Annotated in this window: 20 protein-coding genes and 1 tRNA gene; 15 read left to right on the top strand and 6 right to left on the bottom strand. The window is 62.4% G+C overall.

Annotation, left to right across the window (positions count from 1 at the left end):
• Positions 1–13: 13 nt before the first annotated feature.
• The 3 genes from ACNAOU_RS15670 to ACNAOU_RS15660 form a co-directional block, all read right to left on the bottom strand.
• Positions 14–550, bottom strand: coding sequence for an RcpC/CpaB family pilus assembly protein (locus tag ACNAOU_RS15670; protein WP_422757199.1), 537 nt, complete (start codon positions 548–550; stop codon positions 14–16).
• A gap of 322 nt (positions 551–872) precedes the next feature.
• Positions 873–1,145 carry an FmdB family zinc ribbon protein gene (locus ACNAOU_RS15665; RefSeq protein WP_018776608.1) on the bottom strand — a complete coding sequence of 91 codons (273 nt, stop codon included), beginning with the start codon at positions 1,143–1,145 and terminating at the stop codon, positions 873–875.
• A gap of 167 nt (positions 1,146–1,312) precedes the next feature.
• Positions 1,313–1,927, bottom strand: a complete 615-nt coding sequence (locus ACNAOU_RS15660) for a 5-formyltetrahydrofolate cyclo-ligase (protein WP_039242310.1) — start codon at positions 1,925–1,927, stop codon at positions 1,313–1,315.
• 99 nt (positions 1,928–2,026) lie between these two features.
• Between ACNAOU_RS15660 and galU the strand changes: the two genes are divergently transcribed.
• From galU to ACNAOU_RS15635, 5 genes are all read left to right on the top strand, one after another.
• A complete protein-coding gene (gene galU, locus ACNAOU_RS15655) occupies positions 2,027–2,962 on the top strand; it encodes a UTP--glucose-1-phosphate uridylyltransferase GalU (protein ID WP_018776606.1) in 936 nt (311 codons plus the stop codon).
• Positions 2,963–2,967: 5 nt separating this feature from the next.
• A complete protein-coding gene (locus ACNAOU_RS15650) occupies positions 2,968–3,594 on the top strand; it encodes a GNAT family N-acetyltransferase (RefSeq protein WP_018776605.1) in 627 nt (208 codons plus the stop codon).
• Positions 3,595–3,724: 130 nt separating this feature from the next.
• Positions 3,725–4,612: a hypothetical protein gene (locus tag ACNAOU_RS15645; protein WP_189075443.1), complete on the top strand. Its 888-nt coding sequence runs from the start codon at positions 3,725–3,727 to the stop codon at positions 4,610–4,612.
• Between the two features lie 6 nt (positions 4,613–4,618).
• A complete protein-coding gene (locus tag ACNAOU_RS15640) occupies positions 4,619–5,419 on the top strand; it encodes an SDR family oxidoreductase (RefSeq protein ID WP_275775597.1) in 801 nt (266 codons plus the stop codon).
• Between the two features lie 36 nt (positions 5,420–5,455).
• Positions 5,456–5,528, top strand: a tRNA-Ala gene (locus ACNAOU_RS15635).
• 132 nt (positions 5,529–5,660) lie between these two features.
• Here ACNAOU_RS15635 and ACNAOU_RS15630 read toward each other — a convergent pair.
• Positions 5,661–6,791: an AAA family ATPase gene (locus tag ACNAOU_RS15630; RefSeq protein WP_018776602.1), complete on the bottom strand. Its 1,131-nt coding sequence runs from the start codon at positions 6,789–6,791 to the stop codon at positions 5,661–5,663.
• Positions 6,792–6,940: 149 nt separating this feature from the next.
• On the opposite strand from ACNAOU_RS15630, the gene ACNAOU_RS15625 reads away from it, so the two are divergent.
• Both ACNAOU_RS15625 and ACNAOU_RS15620 read left to right on the top strand, forming a co-directional pair.
• On the top strand, positions 6,941–8,101 hold the full coding sequence (locus ACNAOU_RS15625; protein ID WP_422757198.1) for an FG-GAP-like repeat-containing protein: 1,161 nt from the start codon (positions 6,941–6,943) through the stop codon (positions 8,099–8,101).
• A 66-nt stretch (positions 8,102–8,167) separates the two neighbouring features.
• Complete coding sequence (locus ACNAOU_RS15620; protein WP_422757197.1) at positions 8,168–8,635, top strand: FG-GAP repeat domain-containing protein; 468 nt, start codon at positions 8,168–8,170, stop codon at positions 8,633–8,635.
• Positions 8,636–9,233: 598 nt separating this feature from the next.
• Here ACNAOU_RS15620 and ACNAOU_RS15615 read toward each other — a convergent pair.
• Complete coding sequence (locus tag ACNAOU_RS15615; protein WP_055971748.1) at positions 9,234–10,118, bottom strand: helix-turn-helix transcriptional regulator; 885 nt, start codon at positions 10,116–10,118, stop codon at positions 9,234–9,236.
• A 231-nt stretch (positions 10,119–10,349) separates the two neighbouring features.
• On the opposite strand from ACNAOU_RS15615, the gene ACNAOU_RS15610 reads away from it, so the two are divergent.
• Positions 10,350–11,759, top strand: coding sequence for an MFS transporter (locus ACNAOU_RS15610; RefSeq protein ID WP_422758688.1), 1,410 nt, complete (start codon positions 10,350–10,352; stop codon positions 11,757–11,759).
• On the opposite strand, the gene ACNAOU_RS15605 is transcribed toward ACNAOU_RS15610, so the two are convergent.
• Complete coding sequence (locus ACNAOU_RS15605) at positions 11,742–12,401, bottom strand: DedA family protein (protein WP_422757196.1); 660 nt, start codon at positions 12,399–12,401, stop codon at positions 11,742–11,744. The genes ACNAOU_RS15610 and ACNAOU_RS15605 overlap by 18 nt on opposite strands.
• 183 nt (positions 12,402–12,584) lie before the next feature.
• Between ACNAOU_RS15605 and ACNAOU_RS15600 the strand changes: the two genes are divergently transcribed.
• From ACNAOU_RS15600 to ACNAOU_RS15570, 7 genes are all read left to right on the top strand, one after another.
• Positions 12,585–12,926: a YciI family protein gene (locus ACNAOU_RS15600; protein WP_055971757.1), complete on the top strand. Its 342-nt coding sequence runs from the start codon at positions 12,585–12,587 to the stop codon at positions 12,924–12,926.
• 111 nt (positions 12,927–13,037) lie between these two features.
• Positions 13,038–13,550 (top strand): PadR family transcriptional regulator, encoded by a 513-nt coding sequence (locus tag ACNAOU_RS15595; protein WP_018776595.1) that lies wholly within the window; start codon positions 13,038–13,040, stop codon positions 13,548–13,550.
• Between the two features lie 4 nt (positions 13,551–13,554).
• Entirely contained in the window at positions 13,555–15,267 is a 1,713-nt protein-coding gene (locus tag ACNAOU_RS15590; protein ID WP_422757195.1) for an ABC1 kinase family protein, read from the top strand.
• A 39-nt stretch (positions 15,268–15,306) separates the two neighbouring features.
• The gene (locus tag ACNAOU_RS15585) at positions 15,307–15,831 is read left to right on the top strand and encodes a universal stress protein (protein ID WP_039242297.1); all 525 of its coding nucleotides are present in this window, start codon (positions 15,307–15,309) and stop codon (positions 15,829–15,831) included.
• 34 nt (positions 15,832–15,865) lie between these two features.
• Positions 15,866–16,261, top strand: a complete 396-nt coding sequence (locus ACNAOU_RS15580) for a fluoride efflux transporter FluC (protein WP_422757194.1) — start codon at positions 15,866–15,868, stop codon at positions 16,259–16,261.
• Positions 16,258–16,629, top strand: a complete 372-nt coding sequence (crcB, locus tag ACNAOU_RS15575; RefSeq protein WP_422757192.1) for a fluoride efflux transporter CrcB — start codon at positions 16,258–16,260, stop codon at positions 16,627–16,629. The genes ACNAOU_RS15580 and crcB overlap by 4 nt, the downstream gene beginning before the upstream one ends.
• A gap of 53 nt (positions 16,630–16,682) precedes the next feature.
• The gene (locus ACNAOU_RS15570) at positions 16,683–17,213 is read left to right on the top strand and encodes a ferritin (protein ID WP_018776590.1); all 531 of its coding nucleotides are present in this window, start codon (positions 16,683–16,685) and stop codon (positions 17,211–17,213) included.
• The last annotated feature ends 46 nt before the right edge of the window (positions 17,214–17,259 follow it).

Genomic DNA, 17,259 nt, shown 5'->3' with positions numbered 1-17,259 from the left:
CGATTGAGCAGCTTCATGGGCTGACCAGAACAAAGAAAAGCTTGCCTTGCGTGGATGCGCCGGCAAGCTTTTCTGCTTGTTGGGGGTTGGCAGCGACCACCACCAGCCCTTCTGTATCGCTGGTGCCAAGCCATTCGCCGGCCTTGCCGCCCTGGGCCGAAGTCCAGAGAACAGGAACAGGGCCAGCCAAAACCTGGCTCTGGCGGGATTCGTCATAACTGCCGGACGCTGTGAGGACAACGGTCACCAGCTGCCCCGGCGACAGAAGCTGGATGGAAGAAGGATCGGCCATGCGCAGGGGGACGGCAGCGGAACCTGCAGGAGTGCCCGCGAGCAAGCCAGGGCCCAGGAGGCTTGAGTCCGTGGGTGTTTGTCCCTTGCCCAAAGGAGAGGCCAGCTGGCGCCCAACCAGGGTCGCGACGTCATCCACCCACGCGGATATGGCCAGTTCGGCTGCGACATCGACCCTGGTGAAATCTGACTCCTTCAGGCTCGCGCCGGCTGGTAGATCACGGGCTGCGACCAGGACGCTGACCCGGGCGGCCGACACAGGAGTCAGCTGCTGTACCGCCAGACCGGCAGCAAGGCATAGAAGCAGCGCGACGCAAAGCCGCCGGTTGCGGGAAAGCCACGCCCTGAGTGTGGGCTTTCGCTTTGGAGGTCCGTTGCGCCGCGCACGGCCGAACCCCCGTGGAAAGCGCCTGGGGGAGGGCGAGGGGTGGTACGGCAACCGTTCATGTCCAGCTGTTCCAGCTGAACGCTCGGCATGGGCAAGGGAGGCGCTACGGGCGGAGTGTGACATGCCGCCACGGTAGTCAGCAGCCCCGGCCGCCTAACAGGGGCCGGGTTGCCTATGTGGAAAAGTTCCGGAGCTAGCTCGCCGCGGCGGCCGGTGCGGGAGCGGGCGTGGCCGCAGCTGCGGGTGCAGCCGGTGACGTGGGCGCAGCGGATACTGTGCTGCCCTTGGCGTCGCGGGAGTCAGTGCGGTAGAAACCAGAGCCCTTGAAGACGACGCCCACGCTGTTGAACTTCTTGCGCAGCGTGCCTTTGCATTCAGGGCACTCTGTCAGGGAGCTGTCTGAGAAGGACTGGACGATGTCGAAGGCATGGTCACAGTCTTTGCAGGCGTATGCGTATGTGGGCACTGAGTTCCTCCTTTAGGACAAAGTTCAGGTCCTGCTCCGCCGTGCCGAATAACTTCCGCATTAGCAGTCCCAGGGCCTGAGTGCCAATTCTATCATCCGTCCCCCTGAGGTGTGCCAGCACTTGTGCCGGAGCTCACCAACCGGAACCCGCCGGAAATGACCGGGAGTCAGACGGGCTCCGCTGCGTTGTCGAGAACCACAACGCCCGAAGGTGTCAGCACTTCCCGCACGGGGCGATCGAAGGCCTCGGCGGGTATGGAGCCTGAAGGCAACAGATCGTCGTCGTACACCACCGCGATGGTGGGCGGCCGCCGGCCGGACGCGTCCAGGCCCTGCAGGAGTCGGTCGTAATAACCGCCGCCTTGGCCAATCCTGTTCCCGTCCCGGTCCACTGCGGTGGCCGGCATGAAGATTCCGGCCGTCGAAGCGACCACTGAACTGTCCAAGCGCTCACCGGTGGGTTCGTCGATGGGAGCGTAGGCGGACCGTGTGAAGACCGTGGACGGCGTCCAATACACCCAACTCAGTTGCCGTTCCGGTTCGCAGACGGGGAGCAGGACTTCATGGCCCGCTTCGTGGAGGGCTTCAAGCAGTGGCATGGTGGGCGGCTCGAAGGCGACTCCCACGTACACCGCGAACGACGACGGTGTTCCGGACGTGACGGAGCTGGCCCAAGAGGAACCGTGCCGGGCTATCGCTTCGCCCGCATCAGCGATTTGCCCTGGTGTCAGGGCCCTTCTGTACAGCCGCCGGTTGCGGCGGATGTCTTCTTTCGACGCCATCTGTATCCAATCCTGGGGGTTCGTCGGGTCCGGTTAAAGTGTTTCCTTGTGTGTTGCCGGCAATAAAATGTGCGGCCCGCGCGGCGGGGGGTTTACCTGATGCTCTCTTCCTTCCGTTACATTAGTCCGGTGACTCTCGATAACAACGCTGTCCGTAAGGCCGTCATCCCCGCAGCGGGTCTTGGTACCCGGTTCCTTCCCGCCACCAAGGCGATGCCGAAGGAAATGCTGCCTGTGGTCGATAAGCCCGCCATCCAGTACGTCGTCGAAGAAGCGGTGAAGGTTGGCCTGCACGACGTCCTCATGATCACAGGACGCAGCAAGCGCGCCCTGGAAGACCACTTTGACCGTGTTCCGGCGCTTGAAGCGACCCTGGCTGAGAAGGGCGACACCGCCAAGCTGGAAGCGATTCAGTCGGCTACCAACCTGGGCGACATCCACTATGTCCGCCAAGGCGACCCGAACGGCCTCGGCCACGCAGTCCTTCGTGCAAAGCAGCACGTCGGCTACGAGCCTTTTGCCGTCCTGCTGGGCGATGACCTCATCGACGCCCGCGACGACCTCCTGAGCGAAATGATTGCGGTCCAGCAGAAGACCGGCGGTTCCGTGGTAGCCCTGATCGAGGTCGAGCCTTCCAAGATCAGCGCTTACGGTTGCGCCGACGTCGAGGACATCGGCGAGGACGGTTACGTCCGTATCAAGCAGCTGGTGGAAAAGCCGTCGCCGGAAGAGGCGCCGTCCAACCTCGCCGTGATTGGCCGCTACGTGCTGCACCCGGCCGTCTTCGAAGTCCTGGAGCAGACCGGCCCCGGCCGCGGTGGCGAAATCCAGCTGACCGATGCGCTTGAGGTCCTGGCTGCCGGCGAAGGCGAAGGCTATGGCGTGTACGGCGTGGTGTTCCGCGGCCGCCGCTATGACACCGGCGACAAGCTCAGCTACCTGAAGGCGTGCATCGAGCTCGCGTGCGAACGCGAAGACCTTGGTCCTGAGCTGCGCGAGTGGCTGCCGAACTTCACCGCCACGCTTCCCCAGTAACACGGATGTACGGGTCTGCGATCTGGCCGGTAACGCTGGAGTGCGGAGACCTGGCCCTTCGGCCCATCCGCTATCGCGACAAGCGGGAATGGTCCGAGGTCCGTTCCCGGAACAGTGATTGGCTGGCACCGTGGGAGGCGTCCAACCCGGCTCCGGGTGGCCGCCTCCCCAGCTACCGCCAAATGGTTTCGTCCCTGAACGAGCAGGCCCGACAGTCCACCGCATTGCCGTTCGTCATCGTTGAACGCACGGCAGGCGCGCGGGAGCCCGCCATCGTTGGCCAATTGACGGTCTCGTCGATTGTGTGGGGATCGGCCATGATGGCCACGCTTGGCTATTGGGTGGACAAAGACCGGGCCGGGCGCGGGATCGCTCCCACAGCTGTAGCCATGGCCACCGACCACTGCTTCACCGTGTTGGGTCTGCACCGGATGGAAATCAATATCCGCCCCGAAAACGGGCCCAGCCTGCGCGTGGTGGAAAAGCTCGGATTCCGCGACGAAGGGTACCGGGAAAGGTATCTGCACATCAACGGACAGTGGGCTGACCATCGCTCCTTCGCGTTGACCTCCGAAGAAGTCCCGGAGGGTCTCTTGCGCAGATGGCTCAAAGGACAAACGGGCAGGTCATAGGGCTTTTCAGCTTTATCTCCAGTCATTTGCGGACTCGACCACGACACACCGGCCGCAATGCCGCCACCCCCGGTGATTTGCTTCTACGGTTTTGAATGTGGACTTCCCTCTCAGCAGCTCAGTGATACTCGTGGTCACTGTCGCGCTGTGGATGGTCTGGGTGGCGCCGTACGTTCTTCGGAACAGGCGGCAACAAGTCCAAGCGGCCGCTGTTCCAGCAGAGGCTTTCGACGACGAACCAGACGAACCGCAGGCAGGGGTGGTACTGACTTTGGCACCTCAGCAGGAGAAACCGATGGAGACCATGCACAGCAAAGCACAGGCGTCGCCCCAGGAATCCCGCGCGTCAGAGCCGTCCCTGGGGAAGTCGTCCAGCACTCCGTTCACCATCCGCTACGCGCGGCTCACACTGGCGGTGTCCGGACTTGCCTTGCTCGTGACGGCAATCGTTTCCGGCATACTCCGTCTTTTCGGCACGGGCTCTGTCTGGTTGCCCCTGGTCTCGTTCATCGGTGCGGTGGTCGCCGTCGTCGTTTTGCGTAAGCTCGCCCTTCGGGATCTTCGTGAACGACGCGCACGCCGTGCAGCGCAGGCGTCGCCCATTCCGACACCGGCACGCTACTTGCCGAAGGAGCCGGTTGTAGAGGCGAAGGAAACCACAGTTTTCGACGCCGAAGCCACCAGTCGTGAGGCCGCCCGCCTGTCGGCGGTCGAACTTCGCCAAGCGGCGTTGGCCGTCGCAGTTGCGGCCGGCGACGAGTCGGCGCAGGCCGCCGTTGACTCCAAAGGTGCGAGCTGGAAGCCCGTAGAGGTTCCCAAGCCCACGTATGTCGACGCTGCCAAGGCGCCCCGTCCGGCGCCGGAGCCCCTTGACCTTCCGGAGGCCCCGAAACCTGTCGGCAAGCCCGTCCTGAAGCAGGCCGCCGGGCAAACTGACGCTGCTACCGCAGTCGCTTCAGCCAAGGCCCCGAGTGCCCTGAGCAACCTGGACGATGTCCTGCAACGACGCCGCGCGTAACGAACCATGAGTTCCATCTGCGTCGCTGGTGGCACCGGACAGGTGGGCCGCGAGGTTGTCCGGCTCGCTTTGGCGGCAGGGCATAAGGTTTCAGTCCTCAGCCGGCACGTTCCGCCGGTCGGTTCGGCAAGTCATCACGACGGCGCCACTAACTTCGCCGGCGACGTCACCACAGGTGAAGGCCTGGCGGCCGCTATGGCGGGTGCCGACGTCGTTATTGACTGCCTCGAAGGCCAGTTCGGCAAGGCGCAAAAACAATTCGCCGACGGCGGCGCGAGGCTTCTGGCTGCCGCCCACACCAGCGGCGTCCCAAGAGCCGTGATGCTCTCCATCATCAATTGTGATATCAGCAGCTTTCCCTATTACGTGTCCAAAGCCGATAAGGAACGAAAGTATGCCGGGGCGCCGCTGGAAACCGTGGTGGTCAGGGCGACCCAGTTCCACAGTCTGGTTGCTGGGGTCTTCGCTGCGGGTTCCCGGGTCGGGCTGATCCCAGTGTTCAAAGGCGTGGATTTCCAGACGATTTCTCCGGCGGATGTTGCAGCAGTTCTGTTGGAAGAAGCGTTGTCGGATTCTCTTCCTTCGCTGCACCACCTGCGGACGGTAGGCGGTCCGGAGGTTCTCTCCATGCGCGCCCTGGCCGGGTCCTGGAAGGCTGTGACCGGCGCGCGGGGTTTGATTCTCACCGTTCCGTTGCCCGGCAGCATGGGGGCCTTCCTGCGCTCCGGACACAACCTCGCACCGGAGAAAGCGCTTGGCGCGGAGACGTTCGTGTCGTGGTTGGAAAAGCGCCGGGAAAGTTTGTAGCCTAGGGACACTGGTCTGGCGGAAACGTCTGGTCCGGGGGCTATAGCTCAGTTGGTAGAGCGCTTCGTTCGCATCGAAGAGGTCAGGAGTTCGAATCTCCTTAGCTCCACAGTTTGCAAGGAATTTGAGCCGTCGGACCTGACGGAATAAACACATACGTAACGCTTTGGCTTGGATAGGGTCATATAGGCACCAGTGAAACGGCTGACCCCCTCCGGAGCAGAGCGCTACAGCGTGGCTCTCAGTGTTTTGGGTGCTGCAACCGAAGTCCATAAGCGGGTGTGTCGCGGAGGAATTCGCGGAATGTCGGGACAGCGAAGTCCACGTACCCCCTGCTTGTTGTTTCAATGACCCCTGCGGCCAGAAGTCGGAGCCGGTATTGGCCGCCGTATACGGCGTTCACACCCAAACGCTCCGCGATTGCCGTTGTGCTGGATGGGCCATCGTCTTCAGCCATGGCCAGCAGGTACGACTGATCGACATCGGATAGAGCCGAGTAGGCAGACTGCAGGACGGTGGCACCCATACGGCGGCGGGCTTTCTGTACACCGGCAGCCAGCGCCTCGTCGGTGACTACGGCCCCTGATTTTCTCGCTTGACTCCACACGTGGTAGCCGACGAGCTGGATCAGGAATGGGTAGCCGCCCGTCGCTTCGGCCAGCTGCCGGAGATGTTCGTCGCTGATGCTCACGCCGCTTTCGGAGAAAGTATCTCTAAAGGCTTCGGCGACCTCGTCTATCGAGGTCCTGTGCAGGTCGTACTTTTCGGCGCGGCGAAGGAAGGTGGAGACGCCTTCGTTGAGCAGGTCTTCGACAGATTTAGGCAGACCAGCAAGGACCAGGCCAATGGGAAGGCTCTCCCGGATCAGATGTTGGACGACCGCTGCGATTTCGGAGAGCTCCGTCCGGTCCACGGCATGAATCTCGTCGATGCTGATCAGCAACCCGGTGTCCTGCTCGCTCAACTTTTCCAGCAGTTCGGTAATCTGCCGCCGCCAGTGAACCTCACGCACAGCCGGAAGCTGGGTATCCACGCGGAGGATTCCGAGCGTCACGCCGGTAATCCGGCGGCCGGCAGGGCCGTCCCCGAGCTCTTCAGCCGCGGCGCGGACGGCGCTGCCGATGCGGTCCACGAGTCCGGCCGTGGCGGTTTCCGAGATGACAATCCAGCCGTGCTCGATGGCTTCGTCTTCAATTTCCCCCAGCATGACGGTCTTGCCGATGCCGCGGGGTCCGGTGAAGATGGAGAGCAACCCGGGGGCTCCGGGCCCATTCTCGATGCTCTCGGCGAAATCTTGGCGCATGTCGTCCCGGCCGATAAGAAGCGGTGGGCGGGCACCAGCTGTCGGTTTGAACGGGTTTTTCGCGGCCACTTTTACACTCCTATAAATTCTTTAAAGTCTTTATATTTATTATAGTAGTGCGTAATAGGAGACGGGTCGAGAGCGGCTGCAACGGCACGTTCACGCCCGATCGTCGGGATAACCCCGTGAGGCTCATGACTGACGGTAGGGTGAGCCGCATGCGCAGTTACCTGGCTCGAATCGTCAGCGTTGTGGTCCTGGCTCTCGTTTCCGCCGTTGCCGTTCAGAGTGGTAACCCTGCGGTGGCGGCTCCTGAAGTGAGCGATTCCTATGAGGGCTCCGGCACGTTCACGTCCGTTGCCTATGATCCCGCGACGGGACTGTTTTACGCTGCCGATTTGTTAGGCGATACCGTCTCAGTGTTCAGGAACGGAGTGTTGACAACGAAGGTAGTCGTCGGGCAACACCCGGCCGCAATGGCACTGGATCCGCTGACGCACTCCGTGTATGTGGTCAATTCGGCAAGCGACTCGGTGTCGATCATCAATGGCACAACGGTGACAGCGACCATTCCGGTGGAGCACCAGCCGATGGATGTTGCCGTGGACCCTGGCACCGGGAAGATCTACGTTGCCAACGGGATGACGGGCCTGACTGTCATCGAGGGCGATCAGGTGACCGGCACGATACCCATCGATGGCGGCTATGTGTGGGCGGTTGCACTGGATACCTCCACCCACACCGTCTACGCGGCCAACTATTCCAACAGCAAAGTTTCGGTCATCAACGATGGCGTGGTCACACAGACCATTCCCACGACGAGCGGCGGTCCTTTGTCGATCGCGGTGGATTCGGTCACCCACGACGTCTACGTTCCGGGAGTCTTCGCCGGGACCATCTCGGTGATCAACGGGGACCGGGTCGTCAGGACCATCGAATTCGACCTGTACATGGATTTTCCGCGCTTCGTGGCGGTAGATTCCGCAACCCATACGCTATACGTAACTCACATCGGACTAAACACGGTGTCAGTGATCCATGGCAGCACCACCACACAGACTCTTTATGTCACGGATCCGGGCACGCCAAAGATCGATCCCGAAACACACGCGGTCTACGTACCTTCGCGGAACGGGTCAGTAGCGGTCATCCGGGATCCATCCAACCGGGATTTCACGACCGACGGTCGCGCCGATGTGCTGGCCAGAGACACCAACGGAGCCCTGTGGCTGTACCCGACCAATGGTGCCGGAGCTTGGCTCCCGCCGGACCGTGTGGGTCAGGGATGGAACTCCATGGCGTCCATAGTGGCTGGCGGCGACTTCAACAGTGATGGACGAGCGGACGTGCTCGCCACGGATGGAGGCGGGGCGCTGTAGTTGTACCCGGGCGACGGAGACGGCGGCTGGCATCCGCGGATTCAGGTCGGGCAAGGCTGGCAGTCGATGACTGCCATTGTCGGCCCGGGCGACTTCAACAGCGACAGCTTTCCCGACGTCCTGGCCCGTGACCAAGCCGGGGTTCTTTGGCTCTATCCGGGAAATGGGGCCGGCGGTTGGTCCGCCAGGGTTCAGGTGGGTCAGGGGTGGAACGCCATGACGACAATTCTTGGCGGCGGAAACTTCGCCGGAGATGGGGAACCTGATGTCCTGGCACGGGACACGTCCGGTGTGCTGTGGATTTATCCCGGCGACGGGGCAGGTGGCTGGTACCCGCCGGTGCGGTCCGGTCAGGGGTGGAACGTCATGACTGCCATCATCGCTCCCGGAGACTTCAACGGTGACGGCCGAGCCGACGTGCTGGCCCGTGACAGCGCGGGAATATTGTGGTTGTATCCTCGGGCCAGCGCCACTGGGTGGATGCCACGTGTTCAGGTTGGGCAGGGCTGGAACGTCATGAGCACCATTGTCTGACCTCTCGGAGCACCGAAACGAGTACGACTGGGCGGAACCAAACCCAGTCGCAGCGCGAGAAGCCAGCACGGGCGAGCAGGATGATGAGTGCGTCAAAAGATGGCATGACCGCGCCGTGTCCGCCGGGGAGGAACGCATTCTTGCCCGGACGGTGAATGGTGGACTTCACAGTTACCGCGCGGAAGAGATCACGCTGTATCGCCAAGGAAACCGCTGGTACGCGGTCGGTCAGCTGCCTACTTCGAACATCTGGACCGAAATGCATCCAGATTGCCGAGCACGCCAGAGAACGATGATGATGTTGAACTCTTGCTGATGAGCAAGGGGTTTGCGGACGACGGCTCGGTTATCGGCGGGGAGCAGAAAGCATCTGGCGGTGAAGGGAAAGGCCACCAGCCGCAGTCAGGGATGAAGGGCTGGTTCTCTCGCCTTTTCGGTCGCGCGACCTCCGGCAAATAGCCCGGCCACCGCTTGTCCGTTAGTCGGTGACGTTGACGTCTGAGGAAATGAAGAGAACCAAGTACTCCCGGGTGGGAGTTCGCATCGAAGAGGTCAGGAGTTCGAATCTCCTTAGCTCCACAGTTTAGGTGTACCGCAGCTATCTTGGCTGCAGTGAACGTGTCTCCCCGGGAACTTCGCCCACTTGGCTGGACGCCAGCAGTTGAAGGGCTCCTTCGGCGGAAGAACCAGGATCAGTCGCATACATGAGAATCCGGTGACCTGATTCGTCCGGAGGGGTAAGAACCTCGAAATTGAGCACCAGATCCCCGACGTCCGGGTGATGAAGGTGTTTCAGTCCGGACATGCAGTTCTCGACCGGATGCCGGGCCCACAGGGCTGCGAATTCTTCGCTTTTCATGGTCAGCTCTCCAACCAGGGAGGCCAGTTCGGGATCGTCCGCGGATTGGCCGGCAACCAGGCGCAGCGACGAAACAGCCCGCTTGGCTTCCTCGCCCCAATGTGTGTACAGCTCACGGGTGTGGGGGTCGAGGAACAGCATCCGGGTCAGGTTCGGCCTTGTCGCCGGCGTTGAAGGCGCAGAGAAGTCCAGATGACCGGCGACAAGCCTGTGGCCGAGGGCATTCCATGCCAGCACTTCGCTCCGGCGGCCCAAGACAACAGCCGGCGTGGTCGGCATCGAATGAATCAGCCGCAAGGTGCCGGGCCTGGCTTTGTCCGGCTTCATGGTTGTTCGCCGTTTGGTGGTCGTTGCCCGGGCAAGGTTGAACAGGTGCGTGCGTTCATCGCTGTTCAGGTTCAGGGCCCGGGAGATTGATTCGATGACAGCCTCGGAGGCGTTGCTGCTCTGGCCCTGCTCAAGGCGCGTGTAGTACGTGCTGCTGACTCCGGCAAGCATCGCCAGTTCTTCCCGGCGGAGCCCCGGTACGCGGCGGATGCCGTAGTTGAGGAGGCCGACATCCTCCGGCTGCAGGGAAGCGCGCCGGATACGAAGGAACTCCCCAAGTTCGCTTTGGCTGGTCATGAACCCATTCTGCCGGTCCTGCCTGAAACTGTCCTGTCCCTGCCAGGGGTAGGCAAGAGGGGGTGTGGTTGATGCGCTGGCATTCGGTGAAGGTGGAGATCCGAGACACTGCCGACGGACGCAGCAAGTACTCCACGGAAGGAAACACCCATGACCTCGCACCAGGACTTAGCCACAGGATCGGCTCCACCCCCATCAGAGGCCCGCCGGATTACCACGCCGTCTGCCCGAATGGCAGGCAGGCAACGACTCGCCCTCATCATCCTGCTCGCGGCCAGCTTCACCCTCGCCGTTGATTTCTCCATCCTCAACGTCGCCCTCCCCGCCATCGGTGCCGACGTCGGGTTCAGTTTGGAGAGCCTCCAATGGATTGCGACGGCGTTCGCCTTGTGCGCCGCCGGACTGACCTTACTGTTCGGACGTGTTGCCGACATCGTTGGCCGCCGCACGATGTTCCTCATAGGGATGGCGCTGCTCGGTGCAGCCTCCCTGGCCGGTGGCATGGCAGTCGACCCAGCCGTACTGCTGATCGCCCGTGTGGGCCAAGGTACCGCCACAGCCATCGTCGTGCCCGCTGCCTTGTCACTATTGCTGGCTTCGTTCCCGGAAGGACCGCTCAGGGACAAAGCCCTGGGACTCAACGGTTCCCTTATGGCCGCTGGGTTCACCACCGGCGCCATCCTGGGAGGCCTTCTGACAGACCTTCTCAGCTGGCGGTGGGCCTTCTTCCTGAACGTTCCCGTGGCCGTTGGAGTGCTTGCCATCGCTCCGATCGTCCTGGCCGAAAGCAAGCCCGCTGCCAAGCTGCGGTTGGACGTACCGGGGGCAATGACCGTAACTCTGGGCCTTCTGGCCTTGGTTTTCGGACTCACCAACGCTGCCGAGCACTCGTGGACCGATCCGCTGACCTTGGGTGGCCTGGGGGCCGCCGTCGTGTTCTTCCTTGCGTTCGCAGCCGTCGAGCGGCGTGCTGCGTCGCCGTTGGTGCCGCTGGAGATACTGAAGCGGTCGACCGTGGCCTGGTCGAACATCGCAGGCATTCTTGCGTTTGTCACGGAGACGTCCCTGGTGTTCCTCCTGACCCTGTATCTCCAGCAGGTCCTCGGCTACACACCTTTCGGTGCAGGTCTGGCCTTTGCAGTATTGGGTCTTGGTACTGTCCTGGGCGGCGTCCTCGGGCCGAAGATCATCGGCATGATCGGGAGCAAGAAGGCGATCGTTTATGGATTCCTCGTTCAGGCAACGGCCACTGGCCTGCTTGTGTTGCTCAGTGCTGACCCTGCCTCCATCGGCCTGCTGCTGACTGCAACGTTCATCGGGGGAGTCGCGAACCTTGTGGTCATTGTCGGGTTCATGGTCACCGCAACCTCGGGCCTGCCTGAATCCGAGCAGGGTTTGGCCACGGGACTGGCAACCATGAGCCAGCAGATCGGCATCACCCTGGGCATTCCGGTCATGAGCGCTGTCTTCACCGCGCATATTCTGGCCATCGGCCGCCAAGATGCCCTTTCGGTGCTCAGCGGCGTGACAGCCGCCGTCTGGGTCAATGCCGGGCTGTGCCTCCTGGCGGCACTTCTTGTGGCCGTGTTCCTGCGGAGACCGATGCCGGTCACCCCGCAGTCGCTACCGGCGGTCAGCTGACTGCCGGCGGCGCCTGACGTTTCGAATAACGAGCCATCCCAGAAAAACCGCCAACGCTGCGTACACGGCATAGTTGAGGAACCGCGAGTACTGGTCGATCAGGTGGTACTGCTTGCCAAGCAGTGACCCCAGGCCGATCAGTACTGCGTTCCACAGTCCCGCGCCGGCGATCGTGAAGACGGAGAACGTCATGAGGTTCATCCGTTCGGCGCCTGCGGGCAAGGAAATGAGGCTCCGCACTCCGGGGAGTAGCCTGCCGAAGAAAATCGCGGACTTGCCGTGGCGTTCGAACCAGCCGGAGGCTTTCTCGAAGTCCTCCCTGTCCACCAGCGGAAGTTTCGAAAGCAGCGAGATGGACCTCTCCAGACCAACCTTGTATCCGAGCCAATACAGGAACAACGCCCCTGCGTATGCGCCAAGGGTGCTGGTGACGAAGACCAGAACAATGTTCATGCTTCCCTGCTGGGTCAGGAACCCCGCGAGGGGGAGTATCACCTCGCTGGGGATGGGAGGGAACACGGTCTCCAGGAACGTCATCAGGCCCACGCCCCATTCGCCCAGGGCATCAATCACCTGGGCGGCGACCCCCACAATGCCGGTCAAGTCTTCGGTGGAACCTTGGGCTCTCGGTACACTGATCAACTCTTTGCCCTTTCATGGACTTCGCCACAGTAAACGCTATTGCCACGAGTGCTTTTGGGCAAAGTTGCCTGCTTGGACGCGCGGCTGCCTCTCTGATCCCGGCAGGGTGTCGTGCCCTTTACGGGCCCCGGAGGATCGGCAAGGATGACGAGATTACCCAGCCGTGCCTGAAGGAGCATCGCGATGACCAAGTACCTGATCTCTTTTCCCAGTGCTGCCATGGACATCACTGAGGAAGAACTCCCTGCAGTGGCTGCAGCGGCCCACGCCGTAGTGCAGGAGGCCAAAGACGCAGGAGTGTGGGTGTTCGGCGGGGGTATCGATGAAAGCATCCCGCCGGTCATGGTCGACGGCGGCGGCTCGGTTCGGGAGGGAACGTACCCGCAAACGTCGCAGCTCGAAGGTGGCTATTCCATCCTGGAGTTGCCCTCCTACGAGGCCGCACTGGAATGGGCCACAAGGATGGCGGCGGCGTGCCGCTGTGCCCAGGAAGTCAGGGCTTTCCAGTACGATCCTGCCAGCTGATGCCCATTGTTTTGGACCCCCGTCACCTATATCGTTGACTATATCGTTCAGTATCGTTCGCGAATCTCAGAGGTGAGCTTGATGCACAATTCATTCCCTTCAAATGGCTTTATGGGCAACAACCTGGATGGCATGTGGCAGGCCGTGGAAGAGTTCCGGTCACGCTTCGAGAAGCGCTCCGGGGGCCGGGCCGGGCGCGGCGAACTAAGGACCGCGATTTTGGCCCTCCTGGCTGAGCGTCCCATGCACGGTTACCAGATCATCCGGGAAATCGAGGAACGCAGCGGCGGAAGCTGGAAGCCCAGCGCGGGTTCCGTATACCCAACGCTTCAGCTGCTCTCTGATGAGGGATTCGTCAGTTCCGAGGAATCCAGCGGGCGCAAGATCTACGCCCTGACCGAAGCAGGCAGGGAAGATGTAGCAAGCTCCGAGACGTCCGCACCCTGGGGCTCCGTGGGCGCTGCATCGGGTCCCGGGTTCGCCGCATTGCCCAAAGCCGGGGTCGAGCTCGCCCAGGCCGCAGCGCAAGTGGGCCGGACAGGCACGCCACAACAGGTTCGGGAAGCGGTGACGGTGCTCGAAGAGGCTCGCCGCCGTCTGTACTCGATCCTCGCCCAGGACTGAAGGGGTGACGTCGGTTCGACCGGATCAGGCAGAGCACGTCCCGGGCGCTGTGAGTGCACGTGCCCGTTACCGTCGCATCCTGCGGTTCGCTGCCTGGCATCTTGCGGTGACGTGGTGGTTCGAGCTTTTCCTGCCAAGGTTGGGCCTGCGCCGGCTGACTGAACGCAATCGTGCCCGGCGAATGACGCGTTTCGCTCAACGGTTCCACCAACTCGCGGTGGAACTTGGCGGCCTGATGATCAAGGTGGGACAGTTCATGTCCTCGAGGCTCGACGTCCTGCCGCCCGAGATCACCGCCGAGTTGGAGGGCCTGCAGGACGAAGTGCCGCCCGTCCCGTTCCAAGCCATCCGCCAACTCGCGGAGGCCGAACTCGGCGCACCCTTGGAGTCGGTGTTCGCCTCCGTTGAGGAGGTGCCCATCGCGGCGGCCTCACTCGGACAAGCCCACCGCGCCAAACTCTTGGCAGGCAACGCGGAGGACACTGGGCTGAGCAGCGTGGTTTTCAAAGTCCAGCGGCCCGGGATCCATACCATCGTCGATATCGATCTTGCCGCACTGCGCAGGGTGGGAGGCTGGCTAAGCCGGATCCGCATTGTGTCCGACCGTGCCGATGTTCCCGCGTTGATCAAGGAATTTGCCCAGACCAGCCTTGAGGAGATCGACTACCTGAACGAGGCCGCGAATTCGGAGCGGTTCGCCGCTGACTTTGCCCATGACCCACGCGTGACGGTGCCGGGAGTGGTGTGGGAGCGGACCACCCGCCGTGTGCTCACCCTTGAAGACGTGACCGCCATCAAGATCACGGATACCGAGGCACTGCGGTTGGCGGGAATTGATCCCGCGACTGTCGCGCCCGTTTTCGCGTCAGTGATGTTTGACCAATTGTTCACCAATGGCTTCTTTCACGCCGACCCGCACCCCGGAAACATCTTCGTCACCCCGAACACCGGCACCTCGGAACATCCGTGGAAGTTGACGTTCATCGATTTCGGCATGATGGGCGAGGTTCCGGCGAAGACAAGGTCCGGCCTTCGGAAGCTCCTGATCGCAGCAGCCTCACGGGACGGCAAGGGGCTGGTGGCCGCCATCAGCGACGTCGGCGTGCTGATGCCCTCTGCGGATACGGTCGAATTGGAGCGGGCCATGACACAGCTCTTTGCCCGCTTTGGAGGCATGGGTTTCGCCGAACTGCGTGACGTGGATCCGCGGGAGTTCCGCGATTTCGGCGCAGAGTTCGGAAGCGTCATCCGTTCACTGCCGTTTCAGTTGCCGGAGAACTTCCTGCTTGTTATCCGGGCGATGTCCCTGACGTCCGGGGTTTGCAGTTCCTTGGATGCCCGATTCAATCTGTGGGATTCGGTCGAGCCCTACGCGGCACAGCTCCTTCGTGATGAACGCGGCAATCTGGTAAATGACATTGCCTCCCAGGCGATGGAGGCCGCGACGCTGGCCTTGCGCCTACCGAAACGCCTTGACAGCTTGATCACCCGGGTCGAGGACGGGTCGCTGCAGGTTTCGAACCGCAAGCTGGAACGCCAGCTGGCGCGGCTCATACGTTTGGCCCGTTACGGGGTGGCTGCTGTGCTCTTCGCTGCGTTGCTCATTGCCGGTTCCGTGGTCAGGGGAGGGGATGCGGTTCTTGGCGACGTGCTGATGTTTTCGTCAGTGATCCCGTTGCTGGGTGCGCTGCTGACGGGGCGCCGACACAGATCCTGAGGGCACGGCCAGTGCCGTGCCGCGCCGTAGAATTGCCCTGTGACTGAGACCCCTGCCCGTCGTCGTGAGGTATCCGGCGGCATGAACGGACCCATTCTGGTGGGCGTCATGCCTGGGCAGCATCCGTCGGTGGTGGAGCAGGCAGCCGTGGTTGCCGGCGGCACACGCCTTCCGTTGGTGTTCGCCTACGCCGATGTCACCGTCTATCCCGTGGACGGAACCACAGGAGGACCGGCGGCACCCATCGATCCCGATGGCGTGGACGGCGATTCCCGCAACGCCATCGAAGCGCTGAAGAAGACCATCGCGGATCAACTGTCCGGACTTGATATCCAATGGTCGATCACGCCGCTGGCGGGGGAACCTGCGCGTGCCCTGGCCCGCGAGGCGGAGGCCATTGGAGCGTCGATGATTGTGGTGGGTACACGCGAACACCGCCTGACCGCGGCACTCAAGGACGCAACTGCCGGTTCCGTGGCCCGCCATCTGTCTCACCGGCAGAACCGCCCTGTGCTGGTGGTGCCTGTGAACCCGCGGGTCCCGGACGACGATGACGACGAGTAAAGCCACACGCCCGGTACATCTGCACTGGCGGTTCATGGGGATAGTGGCCGCCGGAGGGGTGCTGGGGGCAGTGACACGCTATGGCCTGGGAATGGTGATCCCCGCGCCCGGAGCTTGGCCCCTTCCCACCCTGACCATCAACCTTTCCGGGGCTTTGGCCCTTGGTGCCCTTCTGGAGGGGCTCTCCCGCAGGGGTCCCGACGTCGGAAACCGCCGGGTGTTGCGGCTTGCGCTGGGAACGGGGTTCTTGGGCGCCTACACCACCTACAGCACCCTGGCCGTGGACGCCGTGCATTTGCTGAACGCTGACGCAATTCCCGCAGCTGCGGGCTACCTGACGGCAAGCCTGCTGGGCGGGGCCGCCGCTACGACTGCGGGCATATGGCTCGGCGCCTGGCATCACAGACTGACGGAGCGGGCCCGATCATGACGGTCCTTCTGCTTGGCTTGGCTGGAGGAGTGGGCGCGGTCGCCAGATTCATGGTCGATGGCCTCATTCGCGCAAGGCTGAAGACCGCCCTCCCCTGGGGTACCATCCTGATCAACGTTTCGGGCTCTTTAGTGCTCGGATTTTTAGCTGGGTTGATGATGCGCGGCGCGGCGTCCGAGACCCTGTACCTTGTCCTGGGCACTGGTTTCCTGGGAGGCTATACGACATTCAGCACGGCAAGCCTGGAGACCATCAGGCTTATCCAGAGCGGCAGGGCAGGGCTGGCCCTGATCAACGGTGTGGGCTCCATGGCCGCCTGTGTCCTGGCTGCCGCGGCCGGTGTCGGACTCACTTTTCTCCTGCCCTAAGCCGTGTGTGTCCGCCCGTCTAGGACGCAGTCGCGCGGCTGTAGGATCTAGCCATGGCTAACAAGACTTTCAATGAACTGTTGTCCGCCCAGGTTGCCAATGAGTTTGCAGCCTCCCAGCAGTACATCGCTGTGGCTGTGTACTTCGACGGTGAGGATTTGCCACAGCTTGCCCGGCATTTCTACCGCCAGTCCCTGGAAGAACGCAACCACGCCATGATGATGGTCCAGTACATGCTGGACCGTAACGTCCACGTCGAGATTCCGGGCATTGCCCCCGTGCGGAACAACTTCACCAACGCCAAGGAACCCATCGCCCTTGCCCTGGAACAGGAGAGGGAAGTCACCCGCAACATTGAGGAGATGTTCCGTGCTGCCCGTGCCGAAGGCGACGCTCTGGGCGAGCAGTTCATGTTGTGGTTCCTCAAGGAGCAGGTTGAAGAGGTCGCATCGATGACCACGCTGCTCAACATCACAGAACGCGCCGAGAATCTCTTCGACATTGAGAACTACGTCGCCCGCGAAGCAGTGGGCGACGGCGGCCACGACGCCAGCGCCCCCTCCGCTGCCGGTGGCGCACTTTAGGAACCGGCAACAGCCCGACGCAACGCGCATGACGGGGAAGGTCGCC

It is taken from the genome of Paenarthrobacter sp. C1, from assembly GCF_049315185.1.
Taxonomy (GTDB): Bacteria; Actinomycetota; Actinomycetes; order Actinomycetales; family Micrococcaceae; genus Arthrobacter; species Arthrobacter nicotinovorans.
Note: the sequence above shows the minus strand (reverse complement) of the source record. Positions and strands in the feature narration are given on the sequence as shown.

Coding starts and splice junctions, on each gene's coding strand:
- ACNAOU_RS15610 (WP_422758688.1), top strand. CDS start 10,350: ATGGCAGGCAGGCAACGACTCGCCCTCATCATCCTGCTCGCGGCCAGC.
- ACNAOU_RS15625 (WP_422757198.1), top strand. CDS start 6,941: ATGCGCAGTTACCTGGCTCGAATCGTCAGCGTTGTGGTCCTGGCTCTC.
- ACNAOU_RS15615 (WP_055971748.1), bottom strand. CDS start 10,118: ATGACCAGCCAAAGCGAACTTGGGGAGTTCCTTCGTATCCGGCGCGCT.
- ACNAOU_RS15620 (WP_422757197.1), top strand. CDS start 8,168: ATGACTGCCATTGTCGGCCCGGGCGACTTCAACAGCGACAGCTTTCCC.
- ACNAOU_RS15580 (WP_422757194.1), top strand. CDS start 15,866: ATGGGGATAGTGGCCGCCGGAGGGGTGCTGGGGGCAGTGACACGCTAT.
- ACNAOU_RS15595 (WP_018776595.1), top strand. CDS start 13,038: ATGGGCAACAACCTGGATGGCATGTGGCAGGCCGTGGAAGAGTTCCGG.
- ACNAOU_RS15650 (WP_018776605.1), top strand. CDS start 2,968: ATGTACGGGTCTGCGATCTGGCCGGTAACGCTGGAGTGCGGAGACCTG.
- ACNAOU_RS15570 (WP_018776590.1), top strand. CDS start 16,683: ATGGCTAACAAGACTTTCAATGAACTGTTGTCCGCCCAGGTTGCCAAT.
- ACNAOU_RS15660 (WP_039242310.1), bottom strand. CDS start 1,927: ATGGCGTCGAAAGAAGACATCCGCCGCAACCGGCGGCTGTACAGAAGG.
- ACNAOU_RS15600 (WP_055971757.1), top strand. CDS start 12,585: ATGACCAAGTACCTGATCTCTTTTCCCAGTGCTGCCATGGACATCACT.
- ACNAOU_RS15640 (WP_275775597.1), top strand. CDS start 4,619: ATGAGTTCCATCTGCGTCGCTGGTGGCACCGGACAGGTGGGCCGCGAG.
- crcB (WP_422757192.1), top strand. CDS start 16,258: ATGACGGTCCTTCTGCTTGGCTTGGCTGGAGGAGTGGGCGCGGTCGCC.
- galU (WP_018776606.1), top strand. CDS start 2,027: ATGCTCTCTTCCTTCCGTTACATTAGTCCGGTGACTCTCGATAACAAC.